The sequence below is a fragment of the Streptomyces sp. NBC_00080 genome (genome assembly GCF_045041255.1).
GTDB classification, from domain to species: domain Bacteria; phylum Actinomycetota; class Actinomycetes; order Streptomycetales; family Streptomycetaceae; genus Streptomyces; species Streptomyces coriariae.
Genome location: NZ_CP108236.1, coordinates 292,812 through 313,263 on the forward strand (window position 1 = coordinate 292,812; position 20,452 = coordinate 313,263).

Annotated in this window: 20 protein-coding genes and 2 pseudogenes; 8 read left to right on the forward strand and 14 right to left on the reverse strand. The window is 68.8% G+C overall.

Annotation, left to right across the window (positions count from 1 at the left end; all coding sequences use genetic code 11):
* Window positions 1-65 precede the first annotated feature (65 nt).
* From OHU34_RS45050 to OHU34_RS45060, 3 genes and pseudogenes are all read right to left on the reverse strand, one after another.
* Window positions 66-301 (reverse strand): annotated as a pseudogene (locus OHU34_RS45050) (helix-turn-helix domain-containing protein); the annotation flags it as partial.
* A complete protein-coding gene (locus OHU34_RS45055; protein ID WP_331734013.1) occupies window positions 285-875 on the reverse strand; it encodes an IS630 family transposase in 591 nt (196 codons plus the stop codon). The gene OHU34_RS45055 and the pseudogene OHU34_RS45050, both read right to left, overlap by 17 nt.
* Window positions 809-1,411: a helix-turn-helix domain-containing protein gene (locus OHU34_RS45060; protein ID WP_235034759.1), complete on the reverse strand. Its 603-nt coding sequence runs from the start codon at window positions 1,409-1,411 to the stop codon at window positions 809-811. The genes OHU34_RS45055 and OHU34_RS45060 overlap by 67 nt, the downstream gene beginning before the upstream one ends.
* Before the next feature lie 189 nt (window positions 1,412-1,600).
* Here OHU34_RS45060 and OHU34_RS45065 point away from each other — a divergent pair, with 189 nt between their 5' ends.
* On the forward strand, window positions 1,601-1,750 hold the full coding sequence (locus OHU34_RS45065) for a hypothetical protein (protein WP_006379254.1): 150 nt from the start codon (window positions 1,601-1,603) through the stop codon (window positions 1,748-1,750).
* Window positions 1,751-1,770: 20 nt separating this feature from the next.
* Here OHU34_RS45065 and OHU34_RS45070 read toward each other — a convergent pair whose 3' ends face one another.
* Window positions 1,771-2,463, reverse strand: coding sequence for a TetR/AcrR family transcriptional regulator (locus OHU34_RS45070; protein ID WP_057610328.1), 693 nt, complete (start codon window positions 2,461-2,463; stop codon window positions 1,771-1,773).
* A gap of 148 nt (window positions 2,464-2,611) precedes the next feature.
* Here OHU34_RS45070 and OHU34_RS45075 point away from each other — a divergent pair, with 148 nt between their 5' ends.
* The 3 genes from OHU34_RS45075 (at window position 2,612) to OHU34_RS45085 (ending at window position 4,049) form a co-directional block, all read left to right on the forward strand.
* The gene (locus OHU34_RS45075) at window positions 2,612-3,283 is read left to right on the forward strand and encodes an SDR family NAD(P)-dependent oxidoreductase (RefSeq protein WP_331733652.1); all 672 of its coding nucleotides are present in this window, start codon (window positions 2,612-2,614) and stop codon (window positions 3,281-3,283) included.
* A 41-nt stretch (window positions 3,284-3,324) separates the two neighbouring features.
* Complete coding sequence (locus OHU34_RS45080) at window positions 3,325-3,798, forward strand: hypothetical protein (protein ID WP_142270093.1); 474 nt, start codon at window positions 3,325-3,327, stop codon at window positions 3,796-3,798.
* A 128-nt stretch (window positions 3,799-3,926) separates the two neighbouring features.
* Window positions 3,927-4,049, forward strand: a complete 123-nt coding sequence (locus OHU34_RS45085) for a hypothetical protein (protein ID WP_006378951.1) — start codon at window positions 3,927-3,929, stop codon at window positions 4,047-4,049.
* Between the two features lie 61 nt (window positions 4,050-4,110).
* On the opposite strand, the pseudogene OHU34_RS45090 reads toward OHU34_RS45085, so the two are convergent.
* Window positions 4,111-5,108 (reverse strand): annotated as a pseudogene (locus OHU34_RS45090) (IS5 family transposase).
* Between the two features lie 1,187 nt (window positions 5,109-6,295).
* Between OHU34_RS45090 and OHU34_RS45095 the strand changes: the two are divergent.
* The 3 genes from OHU34_RS45095 to OHU34_RS45105 all read left to right on the forward strand — a co-directional run bounded on the left by OHU34_RS45095 (window position 6,296) and on the right by OHU34_RS45105 (window position 9,433).
* Window positions 6,296-7,363, forward strand: a complete 1,068-nt coding sequence (locus OHU34_RS45095) for a bifunctional DNA primase/polymerase (protein WP_142270297.1) — start codon at window positions 6,296-6,298, stop codon at window positions 7,361-7,363.
* Window positions 7,360-8,889, forward strand: a complete 1,530-nt coding sequence (locus tag OHU34_RS45100) for a phage/plasmid primase, P4 family (protein ID WP_142270094.1) — start codon at window positions 7,360-7,362, stop codon at window positions 8,887-8,889. Before OHU34_RS45095 ends, OHU34_RS45100 begins: the two co-directional genes overlap by 4 nt.
* A gap of 160 nt (window positions 8,890-9,049) precedes the next feature.
* Complete coding sequence (locus OHU34_RS45105; protein ID WP_142270095.1) at window positions 9,050-9,433, forward strand: DUF6009 family protein; 384 nt, start codon at window positions 9,050-9,052, stop codon at window positions 9,431-9,433.
* A gap of 58 nt (window positions 9,434-9,491) precedes the next feature.
* Here OHU34_RS45105 and OHU34_RS45110 read toward each other — a convergent pair whose 3' ends face one another.
* Genes OHU34_RS45110 through OHU34_RS45125 form a run of 4 tightly spaced genes read right to left on the reverse strand, consistent with a single transcriptional unit; the run spans window position 9,492 to window position 14,165 of the window.
* The gene (locus OHU34_RS45110; RefSeq protein WP_235034760.1) at window positions 9,492-10,394 is read right to left on the reverse strand and encodes an NUDIX domain-containing protein; all 903 of its coding nucleotides are present in this window, start codon (window positions 10,392-10,394) and stop codon (window positions 9,492-9,494) included.
* Entirely contained in the window at window positions 10,387-11,298 is a 912-nt protein-coding gene (locus OHU34_RS45115; RefSeq protein WP_142270097.1) for a phosphotransferase enzyme family protein, read from the reverse strand. Before OHU34_RS45115 ends, OHU34_RS45110 begins: the two co-directional genes overlap by 8 nt.
* Entirely contained in the window at window positions 11,295-12,692 is a 1,398-nt protein-coding gene (locus tag OHU34_RS45120; RefSeq protein ID WP_331733669.1) for an NUDIX domain-containing protein, read from the reverse strand. Before OHU34_RS45120 ends, OHU34_RS45115 begins: the two co-directional genes overlap by 4 nt.
* A gap of 48 nt (window positions 12,693-12,740) precedes the next feature.
* Complete coding sequence (locus OHU34_RS45125) at window positions 12,741-14,165, reverse strand: ATP-binding cassette domain-containing protein (protein WP_405772724.1); 1,425 nt, start codon at window positions 14,163-14,165, stop codon at window positions 12,741-12,743.
* A 320-nt stretch (window positions 14,166-14,485) separates the two neighbouring features.
* Between OHU34_RS45125 and OHU34_RS45130 the strand changes: the two genes are divergently transcribed.
* Window positions 14,486-14,656: a hypothetical protein gene (locus tag OHU34_RS45130; protein ID WP_327488306.1), complete on the forward strand. Its 171-nt coding sequence runs from the start codon at window positions 14,486-14,488 to the stop codon at window positions 14,654-14,656.
* A gap of 149 nt (window positions 14,657-14,805) precedes the next feature.
* Here OHU34_RS45130 and OHU34_RS45135 read toward each other — a convergent pair whose 3' ends face one another.
* The 5 genes from OHU34_RS45135 to OHU34_RS45155 all read right to left on the reverse strand — a co-directional run bounded on the left by OHU34_RS45135 (window position 14,806) and on the right by OHU34_RS45155 (window position 20,326).
* The gene (locus tag OHU34_RS45135) at window positions 14,806-15,657 is read right to left on the reverse strand and encodes a sugar nucleotide-binding protein (RefSeq protein WP_331733675.1); all 852 of its coding nucleotides are present in this window, start codon (window positions 15,655-15,657) and stop codon (window positions 14,806-14,808) included.
* A 91-nt stretch (window positions 15,658-15,748) separates the two neighbouring features.
* Window positions 15,749-16,210, reverse strand: coding sequence for a GNAT family N-acetyltransferase (locus OHU34_RS45140; protein WP_331733677.1), 462 nt, complete (start codon window positions 16,208-16,210; stop codon window positions 15,749-15,751).
* Between the two features lie 14 nt (window positions 16,211-16,224).
* Window positions 16,225-17,547 (reverse strand): UDP-glucose/GDP-mannose dehydrogenase family protein, encoded by a 1,323-nt coding sequence (locus OHU34_RS45145; RefSeq protein WP_331733680.1) that lies wholly within the window; start codon window positions 17,545-17,547, stop codon window positions 16,225-16,227.
* A 149-nt stretch (window positions 17,548-17,696) separates the two neighbouring features.
* Window positions 17,697-18,938: an aspartate aminotransferase family protein gene (locus OHU34_RS45150; protein ID WP_405772728.1), complete on the reverse strand. Its 1,242-nt coding sequence runs from the start codon at window positions 18,936-18,938 to the stop codon at window positions 17,697-17,699.
* Window positions 18,939-19,069: 131 nt separating this feature from the next.
* Window positions 19,070-20,326, reverse strand: coding sequence for a hypothetical protein (locus OHU34_RS45155; protein WP_331733686.1), 1,257 nt, complete (start codon window positions 20,324-20,326; stop codon window positions 19,070-19,072).
* Window positions 20,327-20,452: the final 126 nt, after the last annotated feature.

The window sequence follows — 20,452 nt, forward strand, 5'->3', positions numbered from 1 at the left end:
TGGGTGGGTGGGGGAAGGACGCAGGAAGCTGGTCGGGCTTGCCCTGTTCGGCCCAGCGGGGGGCACTTGTGGATGGACCAGCGGTGAAGGCCCGGCCGGGCTTGCGCGGGCGGGTGGTGGCCGTCTGGATGACGAAGTCCTCATCGTCAGTGCTGAGATGGCGGTGCCGGCCTCCCGCCCACTGAGGGTCCAGGCAGGCCAGATCGATCTCGTTCTCCTTGTGGATCACGTCACGGATGGTGTCCTCATCGGCCTGTGCCGACTGGGCACTAGTGCTGGATTCCTCATTGGATGTACATATATCGGCGTCGTAGTAGCCGGGTTGGTGGTGTGAGTCTGCCCCATATCCAGGGCTGGGCTCGGGCGTTGAGCTGGGAGGTTGTGAGGCGGGTGGCGTGCTCGATTTCGGCTGCTCCGGCGAATGACTGGCCTGCGAGGGCGGCCTTGCGGAAGATGCGCCACCAGCCTTCCTGGAGGTTGAGCCAGCAGGCGCCAACGGGGATGAAGACGTGCCGGATTCTGGGGTGGTCCTCCAGCCAGGTTCGGGTGGACAGGCTGTTGTGCGAGGACAGGTTGTCGGTGACGACGTAGATGTCCCCGACGGGGTTGGCTGCCTCGATCTTTTGAAGAAACTGTTGGTAGAAGACACTGTTGCGGGAGGATGCGGTCATGGTGACCTCATGTCCGTCCCGCACGCGTAAGGCGCCGTAGACCCAGGTCTTCTCCGGTCCGCGACCGTAGTCGACTTCGGACTTGATGCGGTGGCCGTCCGGCGACCAGCCCGGCACCGGCGGGAACGTGCGGGGGATCACAGGTCCGAGCTCGTCGGCGCAGACGACCGTCGCGCCTTCGGGCGGGCAGGTGTAGAGGTCGATGATCCTGGTCCTTTTCCCTCGAAGTCCGAGTCTCTTGATCTTGTCCAGGACCGGGTGCGTCGCCAGCGCACGCCCTCGGCCAGCAGGATCCGGCGGACCTGGCTGCGGCCGATCTCGATGCCCAGCCTCCGGGCCTCGGCGGACAGCGCGTCAAGGGTCCACTCCGGCGGCCCGGACTCGTCCTCCGCGGCCAGCTCGCCGTCGGCCTGCACGGTCAGCCGGCCCGGAGCCGGTTGCTTGACCAGGCCGATGATTCTTGAGCGTTCGGTCTCGGTGATCCGCCGTTTACGGCCCTGTCCGCCCAGATCCTCCAGCCCGTCCAAGCCTGAGCGGTTGAAGCGGTGCAACCAGCGGCGGACCGTCCTCTGGTTGCACCTCAGCTGGTCCGCGATGGCCGGCACTCGCTGCCCGGCCCAGCTCAGCTCGACCATCCGCGCCCGCGACACCAGATCACGCGGCGCCTTGCGCGCTCGCGCCAGCCGAAGCACGACTCGTTGCTCGTTCTCGTCACGGCTCAGCCGTGCCCGCAACACCACCGTCCAGCACCCGCCCCCGAGCACCCGAACTACCCCGCCACCAGGACATATACCCAAGGAATGAGGAATCCAGCACTAGGACCTGTTCTGAGTTGAGGTCACGGGAGGGCTGGAAGGCTACGTAACCAGAGGATGGACCCGCGCAGGTGGAGTCCTGCGGCATAGCTCTCGGGCGTCTTGTCATAGCGAGTGGCCAGCCCTGAGGCGGCCTTCGAGGCGCACGCCGTGTCGCCGGTGCACGCGGAGGTCACCAAACGCCTCCGTGAACTCTGCGTCGCGGGGACGGAGGCGTACCGGCTCGGCCTGGTCGCCGGGAAGGGGCTCCCCGCGGCGTCTTGAGACAACGCGCGTCTCGACGGTCAGGTGCCGCAGGCCCCGTTTCCGCCGAGGCTGATCATGGCGCGGTACAGCTGCTCCCCGGTGAGCGGCGGCGCCGGCAGCGGGTGGGCGCGGTCGGTTCGGAAGCCGTCGAGCAGAAGGTAGAGGTGGCGGCGCCAGGCGTCCGGGGCGATGGCGTGGGTGGCCTCGGTGACGCGGCTGTGCGACCAGATGACGAAGGCAAGGTCCTCGGGGGTGAGGTCGGGGCGCAGGCTGCCCTGCTCCTGCGCACGCTCGACGATGTGTACACCGAGTTCGCGGATGCGGGTCTGGGCGCCCGCCAGGCAGGCGCTCTCCGGCAACCGTATGGAGGCCAGGTCGTTGAACCCCCGGTCCTGTGACTGGAGTTCGCACATGGTCTCCAGAAAATGGCACAGCCCCGCCCAGGCGTCGTCCATGGTGACGGCCTTCTCGGCGGCCTCCCGCCAGAGGGCCAGCTTCCCGGCGAAGGTCGCCTGCACCAGGTCCAGCCGGGTGGGGAAGTGCCGGTACAGCGTGCCGATGGCCACCCCGGCCCGCTTGGCCACCTGCTCCAGGGGTGCCTCCAGGCCCTGCTCGGCGAAGCAGGAGCGGGCCGCGGTGAGCAGGGCCTCGCGATTGCGCTGCGCGTCACGCCGCAGGGGGCGGACAGGGGCCGGGTTCCCGGCGGAGGCGGACGGACGGTCGATGGCCATGTCACTCAGCCTACCAACCGGAGGGGTGCCTCATTTTCTCTGCTACGCTCCAGAACATGAGGCTGCCCTCGACTTTCAGTCCCGACCGCTGTCGGGGCGTGAGGTGCCCCTCATCCGTTCAGCCCGTCCGACCACAGGAGCACCACCCATGCCCGTCATCGCCGTCATCGGGGCAGGCCCCGGCCTGGGCCTGTCCATCGCCCGCCGCTTCGGAAAGGAGGGGTTCCAGGTCGCCCTGGTCTCCCGGACCCAGGACAAGCTCGACGCGCTCGCCGCGCGGCTCGCCGAGGACGGCATCGAGGCCGCAGGCTTCGCCGCGGACGTGACGCGTCCCGACTCGCTGCAGTCGGCGCTCGCCGCGGTCGCCGACCGGTTCGGGGCCGTCGACGTACTGGAGTACTCGCCCGCCGACCCCACGTTCGCCGGCGCCGCCGCCGTCGACGCCACGGCGCAGGACCTCCACAAGCAGCTCGACTACTACCTGTACGGAGCGGTCGCCGCGGTCCGTCAGGTGCTGCCCGCCATGCTCGAACGCGGCAGCGGCACCCTGCTGTTCTCCACCGGCGCCTCCTCCATCCGGCCGAGCGGCGGCGCGTTCGGCAGCATCGGCGTCGCGGCGGCGGCCCTGCGCAACTACGCCGTGGCCCTGGGCATCGACCTCGCCGAGCACGGGGTGCACGCCGCGCACGTGGCGATCGGGGTGTACATCGGCAGCGGTCCCGGCACCGAGCCCGAGACCATCGCCGAGCACTACTGGGACGCGTACACCAAGCGCGACCAGGCCGAGATCGTCCACACCGTCCCCGGCGGCATCAGGTGAGCACCTCCGGCACACCCGCGGCGAACACGGCCAGGCCACCCATGGTGAAGATCTTCCGGGCCGCCAACAAGGTCGTCCGGCCGCTGCTCGCCTCCCGCTTCCACAAGCCGCTGAGCGGGCGCCTGATGCTGCTCACGTACAAGGGGCACAGGACGGGCCGCGAATTCACGGTCCCCATCGGCTACTTCGACTGGGATCCCGGCACGGTGCTCGCCATGTCCTCCCAGCTCGGCTGGATCCCCAGCATGCGCCAAGGGTCCGCCGTCCGGCTGCGCATCCGGGGCCAGGACCACGGCGCTGTCCCAACGGTCGTCGAAGACCCTGAGGAAGTCGCCGCCCTGCTGGGTGAGTTCGGCCGGCGCAAAGGGCCCAAGGCCGCCAAGGGGCTGATGCTCGGCCTCCCGGGCGACCGGCAGCCCACCGACGACGAGCTGCGCACGGCCGCCGCCAAGACCCGCTTGGTCTGCTTCCGGATGGAGCCCGAGCGGCCGGGCCGGCAGCACTCGACCGGCTGATGCGGTCGACGGAGGCCCTTCTCGCCCGCAAGCACTCCAACTATGAGCGCCAGGAGTGGATCATCACCGAGGCCCTGGCCGACCGCTAGCCGGCCCCTGCACGGCAGCAGGCACTCCGGCTGATCGCCATGGCCGGAGTCGGCACACTGCCCCTGGCCATCGAGATCTGGAGCAGCCTGGAACGCCGTGGGCCGCTGGCCGACCATCTGGACGAGGCTTTCGCGGCAGTGCGATCCGAGTTGATCCGGTGACTCGCCGACTGCGCCGGACCCGCGGCTCGCACTCCGGCTAGGGCCAAGTTCTGAGTTGAGGTCACGGGAGGGCTGGAAGGCTACGTAACCAGAGGATGGACCCGCGCAGGTGGAGTCCTGCGGCATAGCTCTCGGGTGTCTTGTCATAGCGAGTGGCCAGCCCCCGCCATTCCTTGAACTTGTTGATGGCGCGCTCGACTGTGTTGCGATCTTTGTACAGCGTGGCGTCATGGCTGACAGGGCGGCCGCCGGAGCGTCCCTTCTTCTTGCGGTTGGCGGCCTGGTCGGTCTTTTCCGGGATCACCGCCTTGATGTTGCGTCTGCGCAGGTGGGCGCGGTTGGCACGGGAGGAGTACGCCTTGTCGCCGACCGCTGCGTCCGGCCGGGTCCTGGGGCAGCCGAGGGGACCGCGCACCTTGATCTTCTTGAGGACCGGGATGAAGCGCGGGCTGTCCGCGGCCTGCCCGGGGGTGAGGATGATGGACGGCGGGCGGCAGCGCCGCTCGACGGCGAGGTGGACCTTGCTGGTGAGCCCGCCCCGGGAGCGGCCCAGTTCGGCGGCCCGTAGTCGGGCCCTGCGGCGGCGGCGCACGGCGCGGCGCTGTTCCCGCTCGGGATCCTCCCTGTTCGCGGACCCCTCGCCTGCGGCGTCGTTTTGCCCCTTTGCCGCAGCCCCTTTTCCTCCGCCACGGCCTTCTCCAAGTCCTCAAGGAGCTCCGGGGCGACGACCATGCCCGCCGCGTGGTGATGCGCGCGGGCAACGGTCGAGTCCACGCTGACCAGGCTGAGATCGACGTCGTCGCGGGCCGCCGCCTCGGCGATCATTGCTTCCATGAGGGTCTGGAAGACTTCGTCACGCGCCCACGTCCGGAACCGGTCATAGATCGTCGACCAGGAGCCGTAGCTCTCCGGCACATCCCGCCAGGGGCTGCCGGTACGGAACCGCCACATCACCGCGTTGAAGTAGCTGCGCAGGTCAGGAATCAGTCCGAACGCCCCCAGCGGCAGGTGCGGCTCGATCAACTCCCACTCGGCATCGGTCAGATCACCACGAGTCACGCGACCGGTCTACCGCAGCCAGCACCCTCCTGAAGCGGGAATGACCGATCCCGTGATCTCAACTCAGAACAGGCCCTAACCGGCACCCAGTTCCCGCCTGCCGAGGGCAGCAGCAGCCTTGCCTGCTAAGCACGATGGACGCGCCCTCGCGGCTACAAAGCCCGCGAAGCCGTCGGGGTTCCGTGGTCGCTTATACCTGTTGGGCGCAGCGACTGGAGCGTTGGGGCTGCTGCTGGCAACGGCGACGGCCAGGTCTGGCTCTCAGTCGCTTCAGTCGCTTTTGACTCCGGGCGCAAGGGGTTCGCGGCGTTGAGCGAGAAGGTCAATGAATCCTTCGTTGCACGTGAGCGGGGGGTGGAGCAGGGCTCGGACCGTGGCTGCGCCGTCGTTTCGTGAGCGAAGTCCTTTTTGCCTGCACCTCTTGTGATCGCAGGTGCGAGGGCGCGGGCAGCGGCCTGCCAGGGGCGGAGAGCTGTGGGCTGGCCAGTACGGGCAGCCCACAGATGCTGACCAGCGCGGGAGAAGGAGGATCAGGGTTCGGGCTTCGTTCAGACCCTGTGTTCAGTCCCTGGGCAAAGTTGCAGGTCACAGGCCTAGCGAGGTCCTGTCAGGGACTGAAGGGACTCGAACTTGGAATTATGAGTGAGTTGTGTAGGTGTGTACGCGCGGGCGCATCCATTAGGTACAGGTGTAAAAGCTGGCCCATAATGAGAGCTTTCAGTCCCTTGAGTCCCTCAGGGGTGGGGCAACCAGGCTCTGACCTGGGACAATGTGCAGGGACTGAGTCGAGGGACCGAACGGTGTGACCGCGTTTTCAGTCCCGGTTCTCCAAGGTGGTCTCTTACAGGGCTCAAGCTGAGAGCACTCCCCTCGCGACGTGGATCGCGCGCCTGACGTGTGGTTACGATCCCTTTAGGCCCTCGCATAAAGGGCATTTGTGGCATTGCTTCAGTGGACTTGCCTCCATGTAGAGACCCAAGGGACTGTAGGGACCCGGAAGCTGATAGACCGCCACGCGGGGGAGCTGCTCACTTCCCCCGCCTCCGGGTCCTAGACTTTCTTCGGAAACACAGTCCCTACAGTCCCTCCGGTCCCTGGTACAGCGAGCTGGACCTGGTTGAGGAGGCCGTCAGGGACTGAAGGAAGCAGACCTCGGCAGAAGGAACAGACACGTGTCCGGCCCCGGTGTGAAGCGAGCGCCCGCAGCAACTGGGCGGCCAGCGACTCCCCATGCCGTAGCCCGGTGGTGCGCTGACCAAGGCTGGCCGGTCCATCCACTCGCGGCGGGTCGCAAGACGCCCGCCGCCAACTGCCAGGCCTGCAGAGACCATCACCACGCACCGGCCGACTGCTCCTGCCTCCCCGCTGGCCGGCCGTGCCACGGTTTCCACGCTGCGACCACTGACCTGGCGCGGATCGATAGCTGGTGGTCCGGCGACGCGTCCTGGGGCGTTGGCGTCGCTTGCGGGAAGGCCGACTTGGTCGTCATCGACATCGACGCTCACCCCGCACCGGTCCCTGACCGTAACCGGCTGCTTCCCGGCATTCCCATTCATGACTCCGTAAACCTTCAGGGCCTGGCGTCCGGTTTCGACACGCTCGCGCTCCTCGCGGCGCTGCGTCGGCAGCCCAGCCCGGCTGAAGACGACAGCACCCTGCGCGTGCGTACTCCGTCCGGCGGTCTCCACGTCTGGTACCGCAACCCTCATCCGGCCGTACGGTTCCGCTGCTCGACCGGATCCAGCGCCAAGGTCGCCCTAGCCTGGCAGGTCGACGTACGGGCCGATGGCGGCTACATCGTTGCCCCCACCACCCGAACCACCCAGGGCACTTATCTGGCCGAGGGCACCGCCCGTCTACCCGCCCCACTGCCCGAATGGCTTGGGGAGGAACTTGTGAGGACCGGCCACATGATCCAGTGCCCGGTGGCCCGTCCCCGGCCGGCGGTCCCTCGCAGACGCCGCCACGTTGCTCCTCCCGGCGGGCAGCGCGTCCTTGACCCATTGCTCATGGACGTGGCCGAGTGCGCGGCCACGCCTGAAGGCGCCTCCTTCACGGAAAAGCTCAACAAGGCCGCCTACACCGCCGGGGGACTCGCAGCGGCCGGGCACCTCGACGAACAGACCGCGCGTACCCTGCTGCTTGAAGCAGCCGCTGCTGCCCGGCCCTGGCAGAGCACCCGCAACGAACGCATCATCGACGACGCCCTTGCCGCCGGATCCGCACGTCCGCTCCACCTCGAAGGACGCTCATGAGCAGCGCCGAATCACCGCGCTTCGACGCCAGCGCCGCCGCTCAGCAGATGTTGGACCTCGAACATCCGGTCCACCCTCCGGCAGCGCTCCCCGCCCAGGCCAACACCTCCCCAGTGGCTGCGCCGTCGTGGGCGCAGCCGGCCCCCCTGCCCGGGACACTCACCGACCGGGGCAACGCCAAGCTCTTCGTGAAGCTTTTCCGCGATCAGTTCCGCCACGTCGAAGGCCTGGGCTGGTTCTCCTGGGACGGCTACCGCTGGAAGCGCACCGGTGGTGAAAAGGCAGCTCTGTGGGCCGCGGGCGAAATGGCCGAGGACATGCCTGACACCGACCCGCGCGGCTTGTTCAGCGACCGTGAGCTCCACCTGCACAAGAAGCGCACCCTGTCGACGACCGGGATGAAAGCTCTTCTCACTCAGGCGAAAGCCTCCCCGGACCTCTCCGTGGACCCTGACACTCTCGACGGGGACCCCTATGCGCTGTGCACCCCGGCAGGCGTCGTCGACCTGAACTCCGGGCTGCTGCGCAAGCCCGACCCCACCTGCGACTTCCATTCCCGTGCTACGAGCGTTGCACCGCAGGCGATCGAGACCCCGCGATGGCACCGCTTCCTGCACGACACCTTCGGCGACGACGCCGAAGGCCAGGAAATGATCAACTTTCTGCACCTGCTGCTGGGCTACTCCATTACCGGTGACGTCGGCGCCCAGGTCCTGCCCTTCCTGCACGGCCACGGCAAGAACGGCAAAAGCGTCCTGCTTGACACCATGATCCAGATCCTGGGCGACTACGCGGACGCAGCACCACCAGGATTCCTCATGGACCGTGGGGCGTTCTCGGAGCATTCCACCGAACTCACCGAGCTCCACGGGCGCCGGCTGATCGTCTGCAGCGAACTCAAGCCCAACGACAAATTCGACGAAGCCCGCGTCCGGCTTCTGACCGGCGGAGACAAGATCAAGGCCCGCCGCATGCGGCAGGACTACTTCTCCTTCACCCCCACCCACCACCTGTGGCTGCTCGGCAACCACCGCCCCGAAGTCTCCACCGGGGGCTTCGCCTTCTGGCGCCGCATCCGCTTGCTTCCCTTTGAGCGCACCGTCCCCGACCACCGCAAGATCGACAACCTGGCCTTCGAGCTCGTCCGTGACGAAGGCCCCGGCATCCTGCAGTGGCTCATCGAAGGGGCCCGCCGCTACCTCGCCACCCGCGACAACCTCGAAGGTCCCGACCGCGTCCGCATCGCCACCACCGCCTACGCGAACACCGAAGACCACATCGGCCGCTTCCTTACCGAATGCTGCACCCGCGACCTTGACGTCCAACCCGACCTGCGCGTCGAGCAAGGCCTGCTGTACACCGCCTACGCCTCCTGGTGCAGCGTCGGCGAAGGCATCCGCCCTGCCGGTGCCCGCGCCTTCGCCACTCGCGTCCGGCAGGAAGTCGGCCTCGCCTCACCCGCCGACATGATCAAATCGAACGGCCGTAAGTACTACCCCGGCCTCGCTCTGCTGGACACACCGTGATGAACCAACTCCTGCACTGGCGCAGCGCACAGACGCCCCTGCGCACTCCCGCCCGCCGGGCCTACCATGAACCTGCGGGGCCGGGCTCGCCAGCGAATAGCACACCGCACCACGAGACGGTCCGCCATCCGGCCCGGCACACAGAGGAGGGGCAGCAGCCATGAGCTCGCTACTGACCGAGGGCGATCTCACCCACGAAGCACACGTGGTGTGGCTAGAAGACCCCGAAAACCTCGACTACGTCCGCCAAGCCCTTGACAAGACCCCACGTCGGCGCAACAAACCCCGCTACGCCCGCGACGGCCGCATGGTCGGCTACGCCGAACTCGACGACCACGCCGAAGCCGACCCCGACAGCGGCCTCTACCGGCGCCGCGTCTTCTTCCTTCTCCCGCACGACCGCGACACTCAGCCCGAAGGCCTGTATCAAGAGGGTGCTCCCGGCGAAGCCGTCGATCCCCGCACGATCGACGTCAGGAAGGTTGGGGAGAAGACACCCCGTTCACAACAGGGCCCTGCTGCCATAACGGGTACCCGCAGCTGACGACCCTTTTAGGCAATGTCGTGGCGCTCGATGTGCGGGCGGTAGGGGGTGTCGGGGATCAGGTGTGCGTGATCAGGTAGGCGGGGCCCTCGCCGCGCCGGGCTCGTTCGATGGCGTCGAGGCGGGCGAAGGCACGTGGCGCCATCAGCTCCTGCCAGGTCGTGAGGTCGTGGACGGCCCACATGTCGTGCTCTGCGGGATCGAGTCGGATCCGGCCGAGCTGGTCGGCGGTGAGCTGGCCTCCGTCGAAGATGAGCCCCACCTTGTTCAGCGGCAGGCGCGGCCCGGCGTGAAGGAAGTGCGTCAGGAGCAGCTTCGGCGTGTCCAGACCGAGTTCGAGGCCCGTCTCCTCGATTGTCTCTCGTTGTGCGGTCTGCAGCGGGTCCTCGCCTGGGGCGTCCAGGTTGCCGCCGGGGAACTGCCAGAGTCTCGAGCCGTAGACCGAGCGGAGCTGGACCGGCCGGTCGTATTCGTCGCGGATGTACAGGCAGCCGTACACCGTGTGGTGGGGAACGGTCTGCGCGTACTGCGTGGGCGTCATCGGCATGGGGCGGCCGGGGCGGGCAGGGCGGTGGTCGAATGCGAGGGCGAGAACGCCGAGGGCTTCCTTGGCCGGCGGGTAGATGCTGCGGAGGTTGGCGAGCAGCTCTCCAGGCGGCCCGTCCGGGTCGATGCGCACGGTGTCCTCCGAGCTGAGCAGATCCTCGAAGGAGTGGTATAGGGCGATCCGCTTCACGATGACGTCGAGTTCCCGCCCGGTGTCCCGGTCGTGGAAGACGACCGTGTCACCGACTGCGACGGCGTGCTTCTGCGGGGTGGCCGCTCTCACATCGATCGTTCTGCGGCCTGCTTCCACTTGGCGGTAGTACCGCCCGAGCAGGTGCATGTGGTGCTCTTGTGGTTCACCTCCGGTCGCCGGACTCGGGACGGCTGGGATCGCCTGCTGGGTGTCGTCAGCCACGCGTGCCTCCGTTCGATGCGGTTCGTCCGTTGCGGCCTTGGGATCGCAGGCGCGCCAGGGCGCGGTGGCCGCGCTCTTGTGTTTCCGTATCGGCGTGGGTGGCGCCGTAATGGATTCCGGAGAGGGCGTCGAGCGCGGAGTCGACGACGAAGCGTTCTTCTTCGGTTGGCGTGAGTGCCCGGCCGTAGCCGGACATGAAGGCGTCGTGGAGGTGCGGCTGGGTGGCCCAGGCGTCTGCGAGGCGGACCAGGTCGCGGATGGCCGGGCCGGGCTCGCTGCGTTCGAAGTCGATCACGGCGAGGCTGCCGGTGTCGTCCAGCAGCAGATTGCGCAGCTGGAAGTCCCCGTGTGTCGGCACGCGGTCGAGGGGCGGAACATCTTGGGCGCGCGCCACGATCTGGCGGATGAACTCCTCGTCTCCCGGTTGCAGGTTGGGGCGGGCTGCTTCCAGGTGCCGCTCGACCTTCGCGAGCGCGGGCACTCTTTCCTCCGCGGGGAGCGGTGCTGCGCTGTGGTGGATGGCTGCGGCCAGGGCGCCGATCTGGTGGAAGAGGAGCTGTTGCTGCTCGGGCGGGTGCGCGATGCCGTGCAAGGGTCGGCCGGGCACTGCGGTGATGACGACGGCCCGCAACGTGCTGTCGGCGGTCACGAGGGTGGGAGTAGCTGTTCCGAGGCTGGGGACCCAGGTGCGGTACGCGTCCACCTCGCGGTGGTGGAACCGCGCGCTCTGGTGGATCTTGACGTACCAGATCCCTTCTTGTGCTCCGTCGGCCCGCCATACCCGGCTGCTGTCGCGGTCCCAGGAGGTGTCTGTCCAGGTGACGATGTGCCCCACCGCCTGCTCGGCGAGCTGTCGTACTTCCTCGGGCGGGAGGTCCGGGTGCGGGGGCGCGGCCGTGCTCATGCCCAGCCCGTTTCGGAGTAGAGGCGGCCGGCACGGATGCCCTCGATGGCCACTCGGGTGTAGGGAACGAGATCGTCGGGGAGCGCGGCCGGATCCCAGAACTTCCACTGAGTGCACTTGTCCGGCTCGCGCAGTTCCGGCTCGCCGCTCCAGACGCGGGCGCGCAGGAACAGGCCCATGCGGGGCCGGTCCCCGCCGGTGTCGATGTGGTGGACGACGTGGACGAGTTCGACGTCCTGGCGCTCGATGTGCAGGCCGGCTTCCTCCTGTGCCTCCCTGATCAGGCAGGTGATGGCGCTCTCCTGCTCACAGTGACCGGCCAGGACGTGCCAGGTGGATGGCGCGAACTCGGAGTCGGGGTGGCGCAGCCCGAGCAGCACTGTCCCGTCGGGCCGCTCCAGGTAGAGGTGGACGCCGATGACGTTGAGGACCGTGCCGTGCGGAGCAGATGGGCGGCACTCCTCGTTCGATGAGAGCCCGCTCTGCGACGCAGTGCTGGACGCGTTGGCCGGGCGGCTGGCGGCGTGGCGTTGTACGAGGTCGTACGTGGTGTCTGCGATACGCAGGCGGTGGAGGTCGTCGGGGGCGAACCAGGCCAGCATCACCCCTTCCGTGAGACGGAGGTCGCGTGGATCGCCGTTCCAGCGGCCGGCGTAGATGGCGATGGGCACGCTCAGACCGGCGTCGTCGGAGGCGTACTCGGTGCCGAACGGGGTCAGGTCGGCGAGGTCGAGGCCGGCTTCCTCGGCCAGTTCGCGCCGCACGGTGTGTTCCAGGGTGGCGTCCTGGGGCTCTCGGCCGCCGCCCAGCAGGGACCACATGCCCGGCTCCCAGATCCGGCCGGGGAAGTAGTCACGCAGGTGGAGCAGGTACTCGCCGCGGTCGTTGTAGATCAGGGCGGAGGCGTTGGCGGTCTGCGGCGTGAGCTTGAGCAGCTTCGCGCGCAGTGAGGGGGAGGTCACCCTGTCCACGGGTCGCCATTCGATGCCGCCGACCTCTTCTGCCTGCGGCACCACCAGCACCGCTGTTGCGATGTCGATGTCGAATGGCACGGCCTCGTAGCCGGGCCACGGTGCCACAGCCTCAGCCGGGATCCCGGTCTCCTCGTGCAGCTCCCGCAGCGCCGCCCCGGCCAAGGACTCGTCTGCGGGATCGGGGTGTCCGCCAGGGGTGAGGACCTTCCCGTTCGCCAGATGCAGCATGTGCAGGACGCGGCCGACCGGGTCGACGACGATCGCGGCGCAGGTGACGTGTCCGGTGAAGGTGGAGCGGCTGGCGATGTCGGTGGGACGTTCGAGGGCGTCCAGGAGGGCGCCGAGCTGCACGCGCTCGTAAGGGTGGCGAGCGAGGTAGGTCTCGACGGTGGTGCGGACGTGGTGGAGCGATAGCGGCATAGGGCAACCTCAAACGTGCGTGGAGCGGGACGAGTCGAGGTGGGGAGGTCAGCTCAGCCGCATCCCCTCCGCCGGGATCTCTTCGATGGCGGCGGGGCACGCGGTGGGCGGGCCCCACCGCTCCCGTGCTGCGCTATGCGGGATCTGTGACGGTGGTTGAGGCGGGTTTCGGGATGGTGGCGGTGGGGGCGTACTGGGCTGCCTGGGCGTCGAACATGGCGGCATACCGCCCGTGTGCGGCGATGAGTTCGTCGTGGGTGCCGTGTTCGACGAGGTGTCCTGCGTTGAGGACGTAGATGCGGTCGGCGTGGCGGACGCCGGACATGCGGTGAGTGACCAGGACGACGGCCCGGTTGGGGGCGGCGAGACGGCGAATGCGGTTGAAGGCTTCGATTTCGGCTTCGGGGTCGAGGGCCGAGGTGGGTTCGTCCACGATGAGAACGCTGTCCGCGTGCGAGGTTGCACTGCGCCAGTGGGTGCGGGCAAGCCCCACTTTCTGCCATTCGCCGCCGGAGAGTTCGATGGCGCCGCGGAACATGCGGGCCAACAGACTGCGAAGGCCGTCGGGAGTTTGGCGATGACCGGTCCGGCTGCGGCGTAGTCGACAGAGGGCTGCAGGTCTTGGAGCGTGGCCGGGTGGGAGGGGCGGCCGAGGCGGATGTTCATCGCTGCGGTCACGGGCCAGCGCTGGAAATCCTGGGTGAGCAGACAGACACGCTCGAACACCTGGGAGCGGTCGAGGTCGCTGATGTCCGCCTCGCCCCAGCGCAGGGTGCCGGCCTGGGGTAGCAGCATGCCTGACAGGATTTTCATCAGCGTGCTCTTGCCGGAGCCGTTCTCACCCACCACCGTGGTGACCGTGCCCATCGGCAGGCTGAGGGACACCTGGTCCAGGGCAGCCGTGTCACGGTCGGGGTAGCGATAGGTGACGCGGTCAAGAACGATTTCCCTGACCTGTTCGGGGACGGGATCGCCGCCTTCGGGGATGGTGTGCTGCGCTGCCTGAGCCAGGAACCGGCCGTGGTCGCGGACGTAGAGGGATTCCTCGTACAGCTGGTTGATGTTCATCACCAGCGCGCCCAGGCTCGCCGACCCGGTCCGCACCGCGATCACAGCGGTGCCGGCGATAGCGAGGCTCATGCGGCCGGTCATGATCAGCCAGAACATGGCCCCGTAGGTCCCGGCCATGGCCAGCCCGGACAGCGCGGAGGCGAGCCACTCGGTCAGGGCTTTGCTGGAGGCGAGGCGTTCCTGTTCGGCCTCGGCGCTCTCGGCCATGCGCTCGTAGCGGTTCAGGAGGAAGGCGCCGACGGCGTGCAGGCGGACTTCCTGGGCGGCGCTGCGCTCGGTGAGCAGGTTACCGATGAGCCGGCTGGCCCGCACATGCTCGAGCCAGCTCATCACCGACACGTACCGTTCTTGGGCCACGCGCATGGCACCCCAGCCGCGCGGGGCGGCGATGAGGATCAGCATGGGCAGCAGGACGGGATGGAGGACGGCCAGGACGCCTGCGGTGGCGATCAGCGAGATGAGGCCGTTCAGCGCGGCGACACAGACACCGATCCATGCGGCGGGCGGAGCCCGGACCGTACTGGGCGACGTCGACGAGCCTCCGGAAGTCGGGGTCGTCGATGGCTTCCAGCTCGGCACGTGCGGCGGCGGCCAGGTACTGGGTGGTGGCGACCCGCTCGACCATGGGCTCCAGGCGCCCGGCGCGAGAGGTCGACCACGCGGCCAGGGCGGAGTTGACCCACACCGATGGCGGCCGCGGCCAGTAGGCCGGGCAGCAGCGCGTGCAGCCGCTGGGCGGCGTCGCCGCTGCCGGCGAGCAGGGCATGCATGACGGCGTTGATGGCGAGCAGGCCGACGGCGGCGGCGATGCCCTGGCCGATCTCGCTGACCGCCACGGCGAGCAGCGCCCGCCGGTCGGCGCTCCACGCCATGCGCAGGGCGGCGCCGACTAGGGCGGGCATGGAGCGCAGCGCGGACATCATGGTGAGGTCCAGGCCGGCATGTCGGGGGAAGTCGGCCAGCTTCACAGTGATGGGCCCGCTGCTGCCCGAGTTCAGTTTGGTCGCGGCGTCGTAGAAGTTTGCGCCGTGGACATGGATGGTCAGCGGTGGGAACGATGCCCGTCTTCCCGGAGGCGAAGGAACTCCCGGGCGCCGCGCAGGGGGGTGCGCAAAGACCGTTGGGTCGTCCGACTGTCGAGACGCACGTCAAGGCCTCCGGGAACGGTGCTCTCGGCTCGGAGGCCGGCGGGCAGCCGGGAGGCGTCGAGACCGTCGCGCCTTGCGATGAGGACGCCTAGTTCGTGGCGGCTCAGGGCATCGGATCCCGCGGCATGGTGGATTCCCACAGCGCCGCTCAGCGCCAGTTCCAGCAGTGCGGCGGCCAAGTCTGAGACGTGGACCGGGCACCGAATGTCGTCGGTGAACAGGGCTCCGTCGACCGTACCAGCGGCGAGTTGGTGGACCAGGCGCTCGTGCACGGAACGCCCGTGGCCGATGATCAGCGACGTGCGGACGACGGCGGCTTTCGGGTGCACCGCGAGGACCCCGGTCTCCGCGGCTGCCTTGGCTGCGCCGTACGGGGTGACGGGGTCCGGGAGACAGGACTCGTCGTAGTGGACGCGATCGGCGCCGGAGAACACCGCGTCGGTGGACATGTGGACCATGCGGGTTCCGCGCTTCGCTGCGACTATGGCGAGCTGGAGCGGACCTTCTGCCGTAACTGCCCAGTCGGCCCCGCCGCTCGATGCGTTGATGACGACGCGCGCGTTCACCTCGGCCATGATGGCGTCCAGGCTTCCCGCGTCCCGCAGATCGAGCGGGCGCCACGCGCTTGGTGAGGCGATTCCCGCCTTGGTCGTGTACGTCGCGACTGTCGTGTGTCCCGCCGCACTCGCCTGCCGGACCAGCTCGGACCCCAGGAAGCCGGACCCACCAACGATCAGAATCGTCATGTGCGTCACCGTAGTCCCGCAGGCCCCATCGGGACGGCGGCCACCCGGTGTTCGGGTGACCGCTGTCATCGTCCGGCCGGGCGGGAAGCGGCTACGTCTGCGGCCGCCAGACGTAGCGGAGATCGGGCTCGCGCTCGTCGTTGCGCTGACCGTCGGTGCGCTCGGCCTCGGTGAAGCCGTGCCGCCGGTAGAAACGCCGGGCCGCGCCATTGACCTGGAACGTCCACAGTGACAGGCCGTCAGGCTGCTGCTGTTTGGCCAGGGACATGAACCGGTCGCCGAGGCCCCGTCCGCGCCATTCCGGTTCGAGGTAGAGCTGCTTCACCTCCTCTCCCTTGAGCACCAACAGGCCCACCACGCTGTTCCCGGTGACGGCGACCCAGGTCTCGTACTGCGGCACGAGCACGTGGGCGAACCAGTCCCGCACGTCGCGTTCGTCGTGTGCGCAGCGCACGGTCGGCAGCGCCGCGGCGTAGGAGCGCAGCCACACATCGGCCGCGGCGCATGCGTCGGCGGCGAATGCCCGGCGAAGGAGAACGTCGTTGCTGCTCATGGCGCGGCCCGGTGCTACTTCCCCGGCCGCCCGAGCTGGCGAACAGTCCATCCCGCCGCGCGCCAGGGCTCAGGGTCGAGGGTGGTCCGGCAGTCGACAAGCAGGGGGTTGGCCGGGCGGTCCACCAAGGTGTGGGGAACGGCCTGCCGGTACTCGGGCCACTCGGTGGCCAGGACGACGAGGTCCGCGCCGTCGAGGGAGGCGGCCAGGTCGTCGGTGTAGTCCAGCTCCGGGTTGCGGACCATCGCCGTGGGCACGGCTTGCGGGTCGTGGACGGTGACGACGCCGCCGGCCTGATGGAGTGCCTGGCAGAGGGCAAGGGCCGGAGAATCGCGCACGTCGTTGGTGCCGGGCTTGAACGCGGCGCCCCACACGGTGATCCGGGCGCCCTTGATGGGGCGGTCGCCCAAGGCACGGGTGATGAGCCCGAGGGCGACGTCCGTGCGGTGCTCGTTGATCTCCTCGGCGGCGCGCAGGAGGGCCGCGGCCTGCTCGGCGCCGAGCTGCCGGGCGGAGGCGGTGAAGGCCCGGACGTCCTTGGGGAGGCAGCCGCCGCCGTAGCCGATCCCGGGCCGCATGCCCCCGGCGCCGATGCGGGGGTCGATGCCGAGGATGTCCACGATCTGGGAGACGTCGCCGCCCGCGGCCTCGCACATGTCGGCGACAGCGTTGATGTAGCTGATCTTCAAGCCCAGGAACGTATTCGCGGCGCCCTTGGCCAGTTCGGCGGTCTGCGGGTCGGTGACGAAGATCGGCACGCCCGCGTCGATGATCCCGGCGTACACCGCGCGGATCGCCTTCTCGCCCTCCGCGGTGGAGACGCCGGCGATGAGCCGGTCCGGGCGAAGGGTGTCCTCGACGGCGTGGCCTTCGCGCAGGAACTCCGGGTTCCATACGACGTCGACCCGGTCGCCGGCGGGGGCCAGGCGCTGCGCGAGGGCGGTGACCTGGATGGTGGTGCCGACGGTGACGGTGGACTTCCCGACGATCGTGCACGCGCGGTCGAGGTGGGGAGCGAGCTGACGGATCGCGCCGAAGACCTGTGCGGTGTCGTAGGAGCGGCCGTCCGCGTCGATGGGAGTACCGACACCGATGAAGTGCAGATCGGCGAAGTCGGCGGCCTCGCGGATGTCGGTGGTGAAGCGCAACCGTCCGCTCTGGGTATGGCGGGCGAGCAGTTCCGGCAGGCCGGTCTCGTAGATGGGGCATTCGCCGGCGTTGAGCCGATCGACCTTGGCCTGGTCGACGTCCACGCCGATGACCTCGTGGCCGAGCTCGGCCATCGCCGCCGCGTGCGGGATGCCGAGGTGACCGCAGCCGATCACGGAAACACGCATTGCAGGTCGTCCTTGTCTCGTCGGGGGCACACCGACTTCGGTGAGCATCCAGACGCTATCGGTTGGCAAGCACGCCCCAAGTCGGGCTGCTCACGGGTTCGTTGGAGTGTTCGATCGGGTAACGCGAGTCAGGTCGGGGCGCCGACGGTTCAGCTCACGGCGTCCAGCGCGCCGGACAGCGCGGTGGACAGGAACTCGATGTCCTCGTCCGTCGACGTCAGCGGGGGCGCGACGACGAGCCCTTCGCTCTCGGGCTCCCCGGCGCCGGTGAACGGGTAGAAGAACACGCCTCGGTCCTCCACGGCCTTCATCACCGGCCAGAGCTTTCCCGGGGCGACCTCCACCCCGTAGAGGAATCCCCGCCCGCGGATGTCCAGCACCGGCCCGACACCCCTCAGCGACGTCATGGCCTCCCCGAGGCGGTGGCCGCGCGCTGCGAACGCGACGAAGTCCATCTCCTCCAGCTCGTCCAGGACACCCAGGCACGCGGCTGCCATGAGGGGATGGGTGGCCATGGTGCCCATCGCGGGCAGCGGGTCGGAGTCCGCGTGCCGGACCCACTGGGCCATCTCGGGCGACACCAGCACCGCGCCGACGCTCGTGTATCCGGCGCCCAGCCCCTTGGACAGGATCACTATGTCGGGCTCGCAGCCGTCCCAGTGATGGCTGGCGAGCGGGGTTCCGGTGCGCCACATCCCGGTCAGCACCTCGTCGTGGATCACCAGGACGTCCCGCTCTCGGCAGATCTCCGAGACCCGCCGCAGGTAGCCGTCCGGCGGCACGAAGCCGCCGCCCGTGGTCCCGTTGATGGGCTCGATCAGTACCGCGGCGACGTGCTCAGCCCCGCGGCGGTCGATCTCCTTCGCGATCTCGTTGGCGCACGAGGCGTCGCAGTCGCGGTCCGTGTGAGGGTGCGTCGGCGGGTAGGGCGCCGGGAAGCCGGGGCAGAGGCCGAGAGCGTCCTGCGGGCGGGGCCTGCGGGCGTGGTTGCCGGCCAGTGCGAGGGTGAGGGCCGACATCCCGTGGTAGCTCAAGGTCGAGGTCAGGATGTCCCCGCGCCGCTTCCCGTCACGTACCCGGGTGATGATCCGCGCCAGGCCCAGGGCCACCTCGACGCCGAGCGTCCCGCACGTGGTCAGCGCTACGGAGTCGTCAGGTCGGCCCACGGCGCGGCACAGACGTTCCATCAGTTCCATCTGGATGTGGGGCTGGACGACGGCGGCGCCGCCGAAGGAGTAGCGGAAGAACTGCCTCTCGATCCTGGCGTGGACCTTGGGGCTGCTCTGGCCCACGTTGGTGCAGAGCAGCCCGCTCGATCCGTCGAAGATCCGGGCGCCGCCCGCAAGGTGCAGCCATGGGCCCTGTGTTCCTACGACCTCGAAGTCCGGCATGGGCCTGGATGACGTCAGCAGCCGCTCACGGTTTTGTGCGTACCGATCCACTTGGGGGAGTCCCTTCTCGGGTGTGCTCACGGAGGGGGCCGCGTGCGAGCGCCGTGCGCGGCCCCGGGAAACCGTGCCGATCAGGCGGCAGCCTGGGCGACGGGGACGGTCACGCCGAGCTGGTGGCACAGTTCGATGAGCGTGGGGACGGCCTCGGCCTTCACGATCACGTCACCGTCCTGCGGGCCCTCCAGCGGGTAGGGCATGTACGTGCCGAACTCCTCCAGACCTTCGGTGTCGATGTAGAAGACCTTCATGCCGCGCTCGCGGGCCCGCTTCTGGACCGACCGCCGATCGGCGTGCAGGCCGACGACCAGGAGCGCCTTCGCGTCGGGGTGGAACGGCACCGGCGGGATCTTCTGGTCGTAGCGGCGCACGAAGTGCTCCGCGAGCCCGGCCCGTGCGGCGAGCAGATCGAAGTTGTGCTGCATCACCGGGCCGACGAAAACCCCGGCGTCGTGCAGGGCCTTGAGCGCGTGGTGCGCAGCCGTCGGTTCGGCGAGGAAGCTGACGCGGAACATCGTGACCAGCTCGTCCGCCTTCGCCGTGGCGTCGAGCAGCATCTCCCGCACGAGTGTGTCCTTTTGCGGGCTCAGGACGAACGGGTGCGTCTGCTTCATGACGTTGTCGGTCCGCTCGGTGACCCGGTACGCCTGGTGCAGGAAGTGCAGCGGTGGCACCCCGGCCTCCACGCTCGTGCCGCAGCCGATCTCGACCTGGAACGGCAGGTAGTTCTTCAGCTCGCTCAGGTCGTCGGTGTAGGTGGGGTTGCCGCGCTCGTCCTTGATGCGGATGCCGCCGGCCAGGACGTTCCACGGCATCTGTCGCACGTTGCGCGTCACCGCGAAGTCCTCGGAGACGAACACCACGTCGAGCGAGCAGAACCCGGCCGGCGTCTCCCGCGAGGCTCGCTCGTCCTGCGGGTGCGTGTCGTACGGGGTGACGGTGACCCGCAGGTCGCCCTTCGACCACATGGCGTCATCGACCTGCCGCCATCCGCCTTCGGCGAGCCAGGAGCACACGTGGTCGCGGTACTCGCCGATCTCGGCCTTCGGGGCGAGGACCGACGCGTACAGGTACAGGTCCGAGAGAACGAGCCGCGGCACCGGGAACGTGTAGTCGAGGTCGAACCGGTAGCGGTAGTGCACGATGCGGCGGCGGCCCTGCTCGTCCTCGGACCATCCGGACTGCACGGCGTTCGCTGGGTCCTGCGTCCGGCGCCAGATACCCTCTTCGATCGCCCGGGGCCGTTCGTGTTCGGCGCCGGCGAAGTGCTTCTCCCAGGTGGCCACCTGGGTGTCATCGAGTTGTTCGATCACGGGATAGGGAAGGAACATCTCGTCCTCCTAGTGAGCGGTGTTGGAGTAGCGCGTGCTTCCCGGTCCGGGCTCGGCTGCCATTCCGCTGCAACGCGGGGAGGCTGCTGCATGTGCGGTCGCGTGGCCGTGCTCGGACGGGAAGTT

What these genes read in the sequence shown, in the direction of transcription:
- OHU34_RS45070 (WP_057610328.1), bottom strand. Translation starts at nt 2,463, where the DNA reads ATGGCCATCGACCGTCCGTCCGCCTCCGCCGGGAACCCGGCCCCTGTC.
- OHU34_RS45075 (WP_331733652.1), top strand. Translation starts at nt 2,612, where the DNA reads ATGCCCGTCATCGCCGTCATCGGGGCAGGCCCCGGCCTGGGCCTGTCC.
- OHU34_RS45080 (WP_142270093.1), top strand. Translation starts at nt 3,325, where the DNA reads ATGGTGAAGATCTTCCGGGCCGCCAACAAGGTCGTCCGGCCGCTGCTC.
- OHU34_RS45085 (WP_006378951.1), top strand. Translation starts at nt 3,927, where the DNA reads ATGGCCGGAGTCGGCACACTGCCCCTGGCCATCGAGATCTGGAGCAGC.
- OHU34_RS45100 (WP_142270094.1), top strand. Translation starts at nt 7,360, where the DNA reads ATGAGCAGCGCCGAATCACCGCGCTTCGACGCCAGCGCCGCCGCTCAG.
- OHU34_RS45105 (WP_142270095.1), top strand. Translation starts at nt 9,050, where the DNA reads ATGAGCTCGCTACTGACCGAGGGCGATCTCACCCACGAAGCACACGTG.
- OHU34_RS45115 (WP_142270097.1), bottom strand. Translation starts at nt 11,298, where the DNA reads ATGAGCACGGCCGCGCCCCCGCACCCGGACCTCCCGCCCGAGGAAGTA.
- OHU34_RS45120 (WP_331733669.1), bottom strand. Translation starts at nt 12,692, where the DNA reads ATGCCGCTATCGCTCCACCACGTCCGCACCACCGTCGAGACCTACCTC.
- OHU34_RS45125 (WP_405772724.1), bottom strand. Translation starts at nt 14,165, where the DNA reads ATGCTGATCCTCATCGCCGCCCCGCGCGGCTGGGGTGCCATGCGCGTG.
- OHU34_RS45135 (WP_331733675.1), bottom strand. Translation starts at nt 15,657, where the DNA reads ATGACGATTCTGATCGTTGGTGGGTCCGGCTTCCTGGGGTCCGAGCTG.
- OHU34_RS45140 (WP_331733677.1), bottom strand. Translation starts at nt 16,210, where the DNA reads ATGAGCAGCAACGACGTTCTCCTTCGCCGGGCATTCGCCGCCGACGCA.
- OHU34_RS45145 (WP_331733680.1), bottom strand. Translation starts at nt 17,547, where the DNA reads ATGCGTGTTTCCGTGATCGGCTGCGGTCACCTCGGCATCCCGCACGCG.
- OHU34_RS45150 (WP_405772728.1), bottom strand. Translation starts at nt 18,938, where the DNA reads ATGCCGGACTTCGAGGTCGTAGGAACACAGGGCCCATGGCTGCACCTT.
- OHU34_RS45155 (WP_331733686.1), bottom strand. Translation starts at nt 20,326, where the DNA reads ATGTTCCTTCCCTATCCCGTGATCGAACAACTCGATGACACCCAGGTG.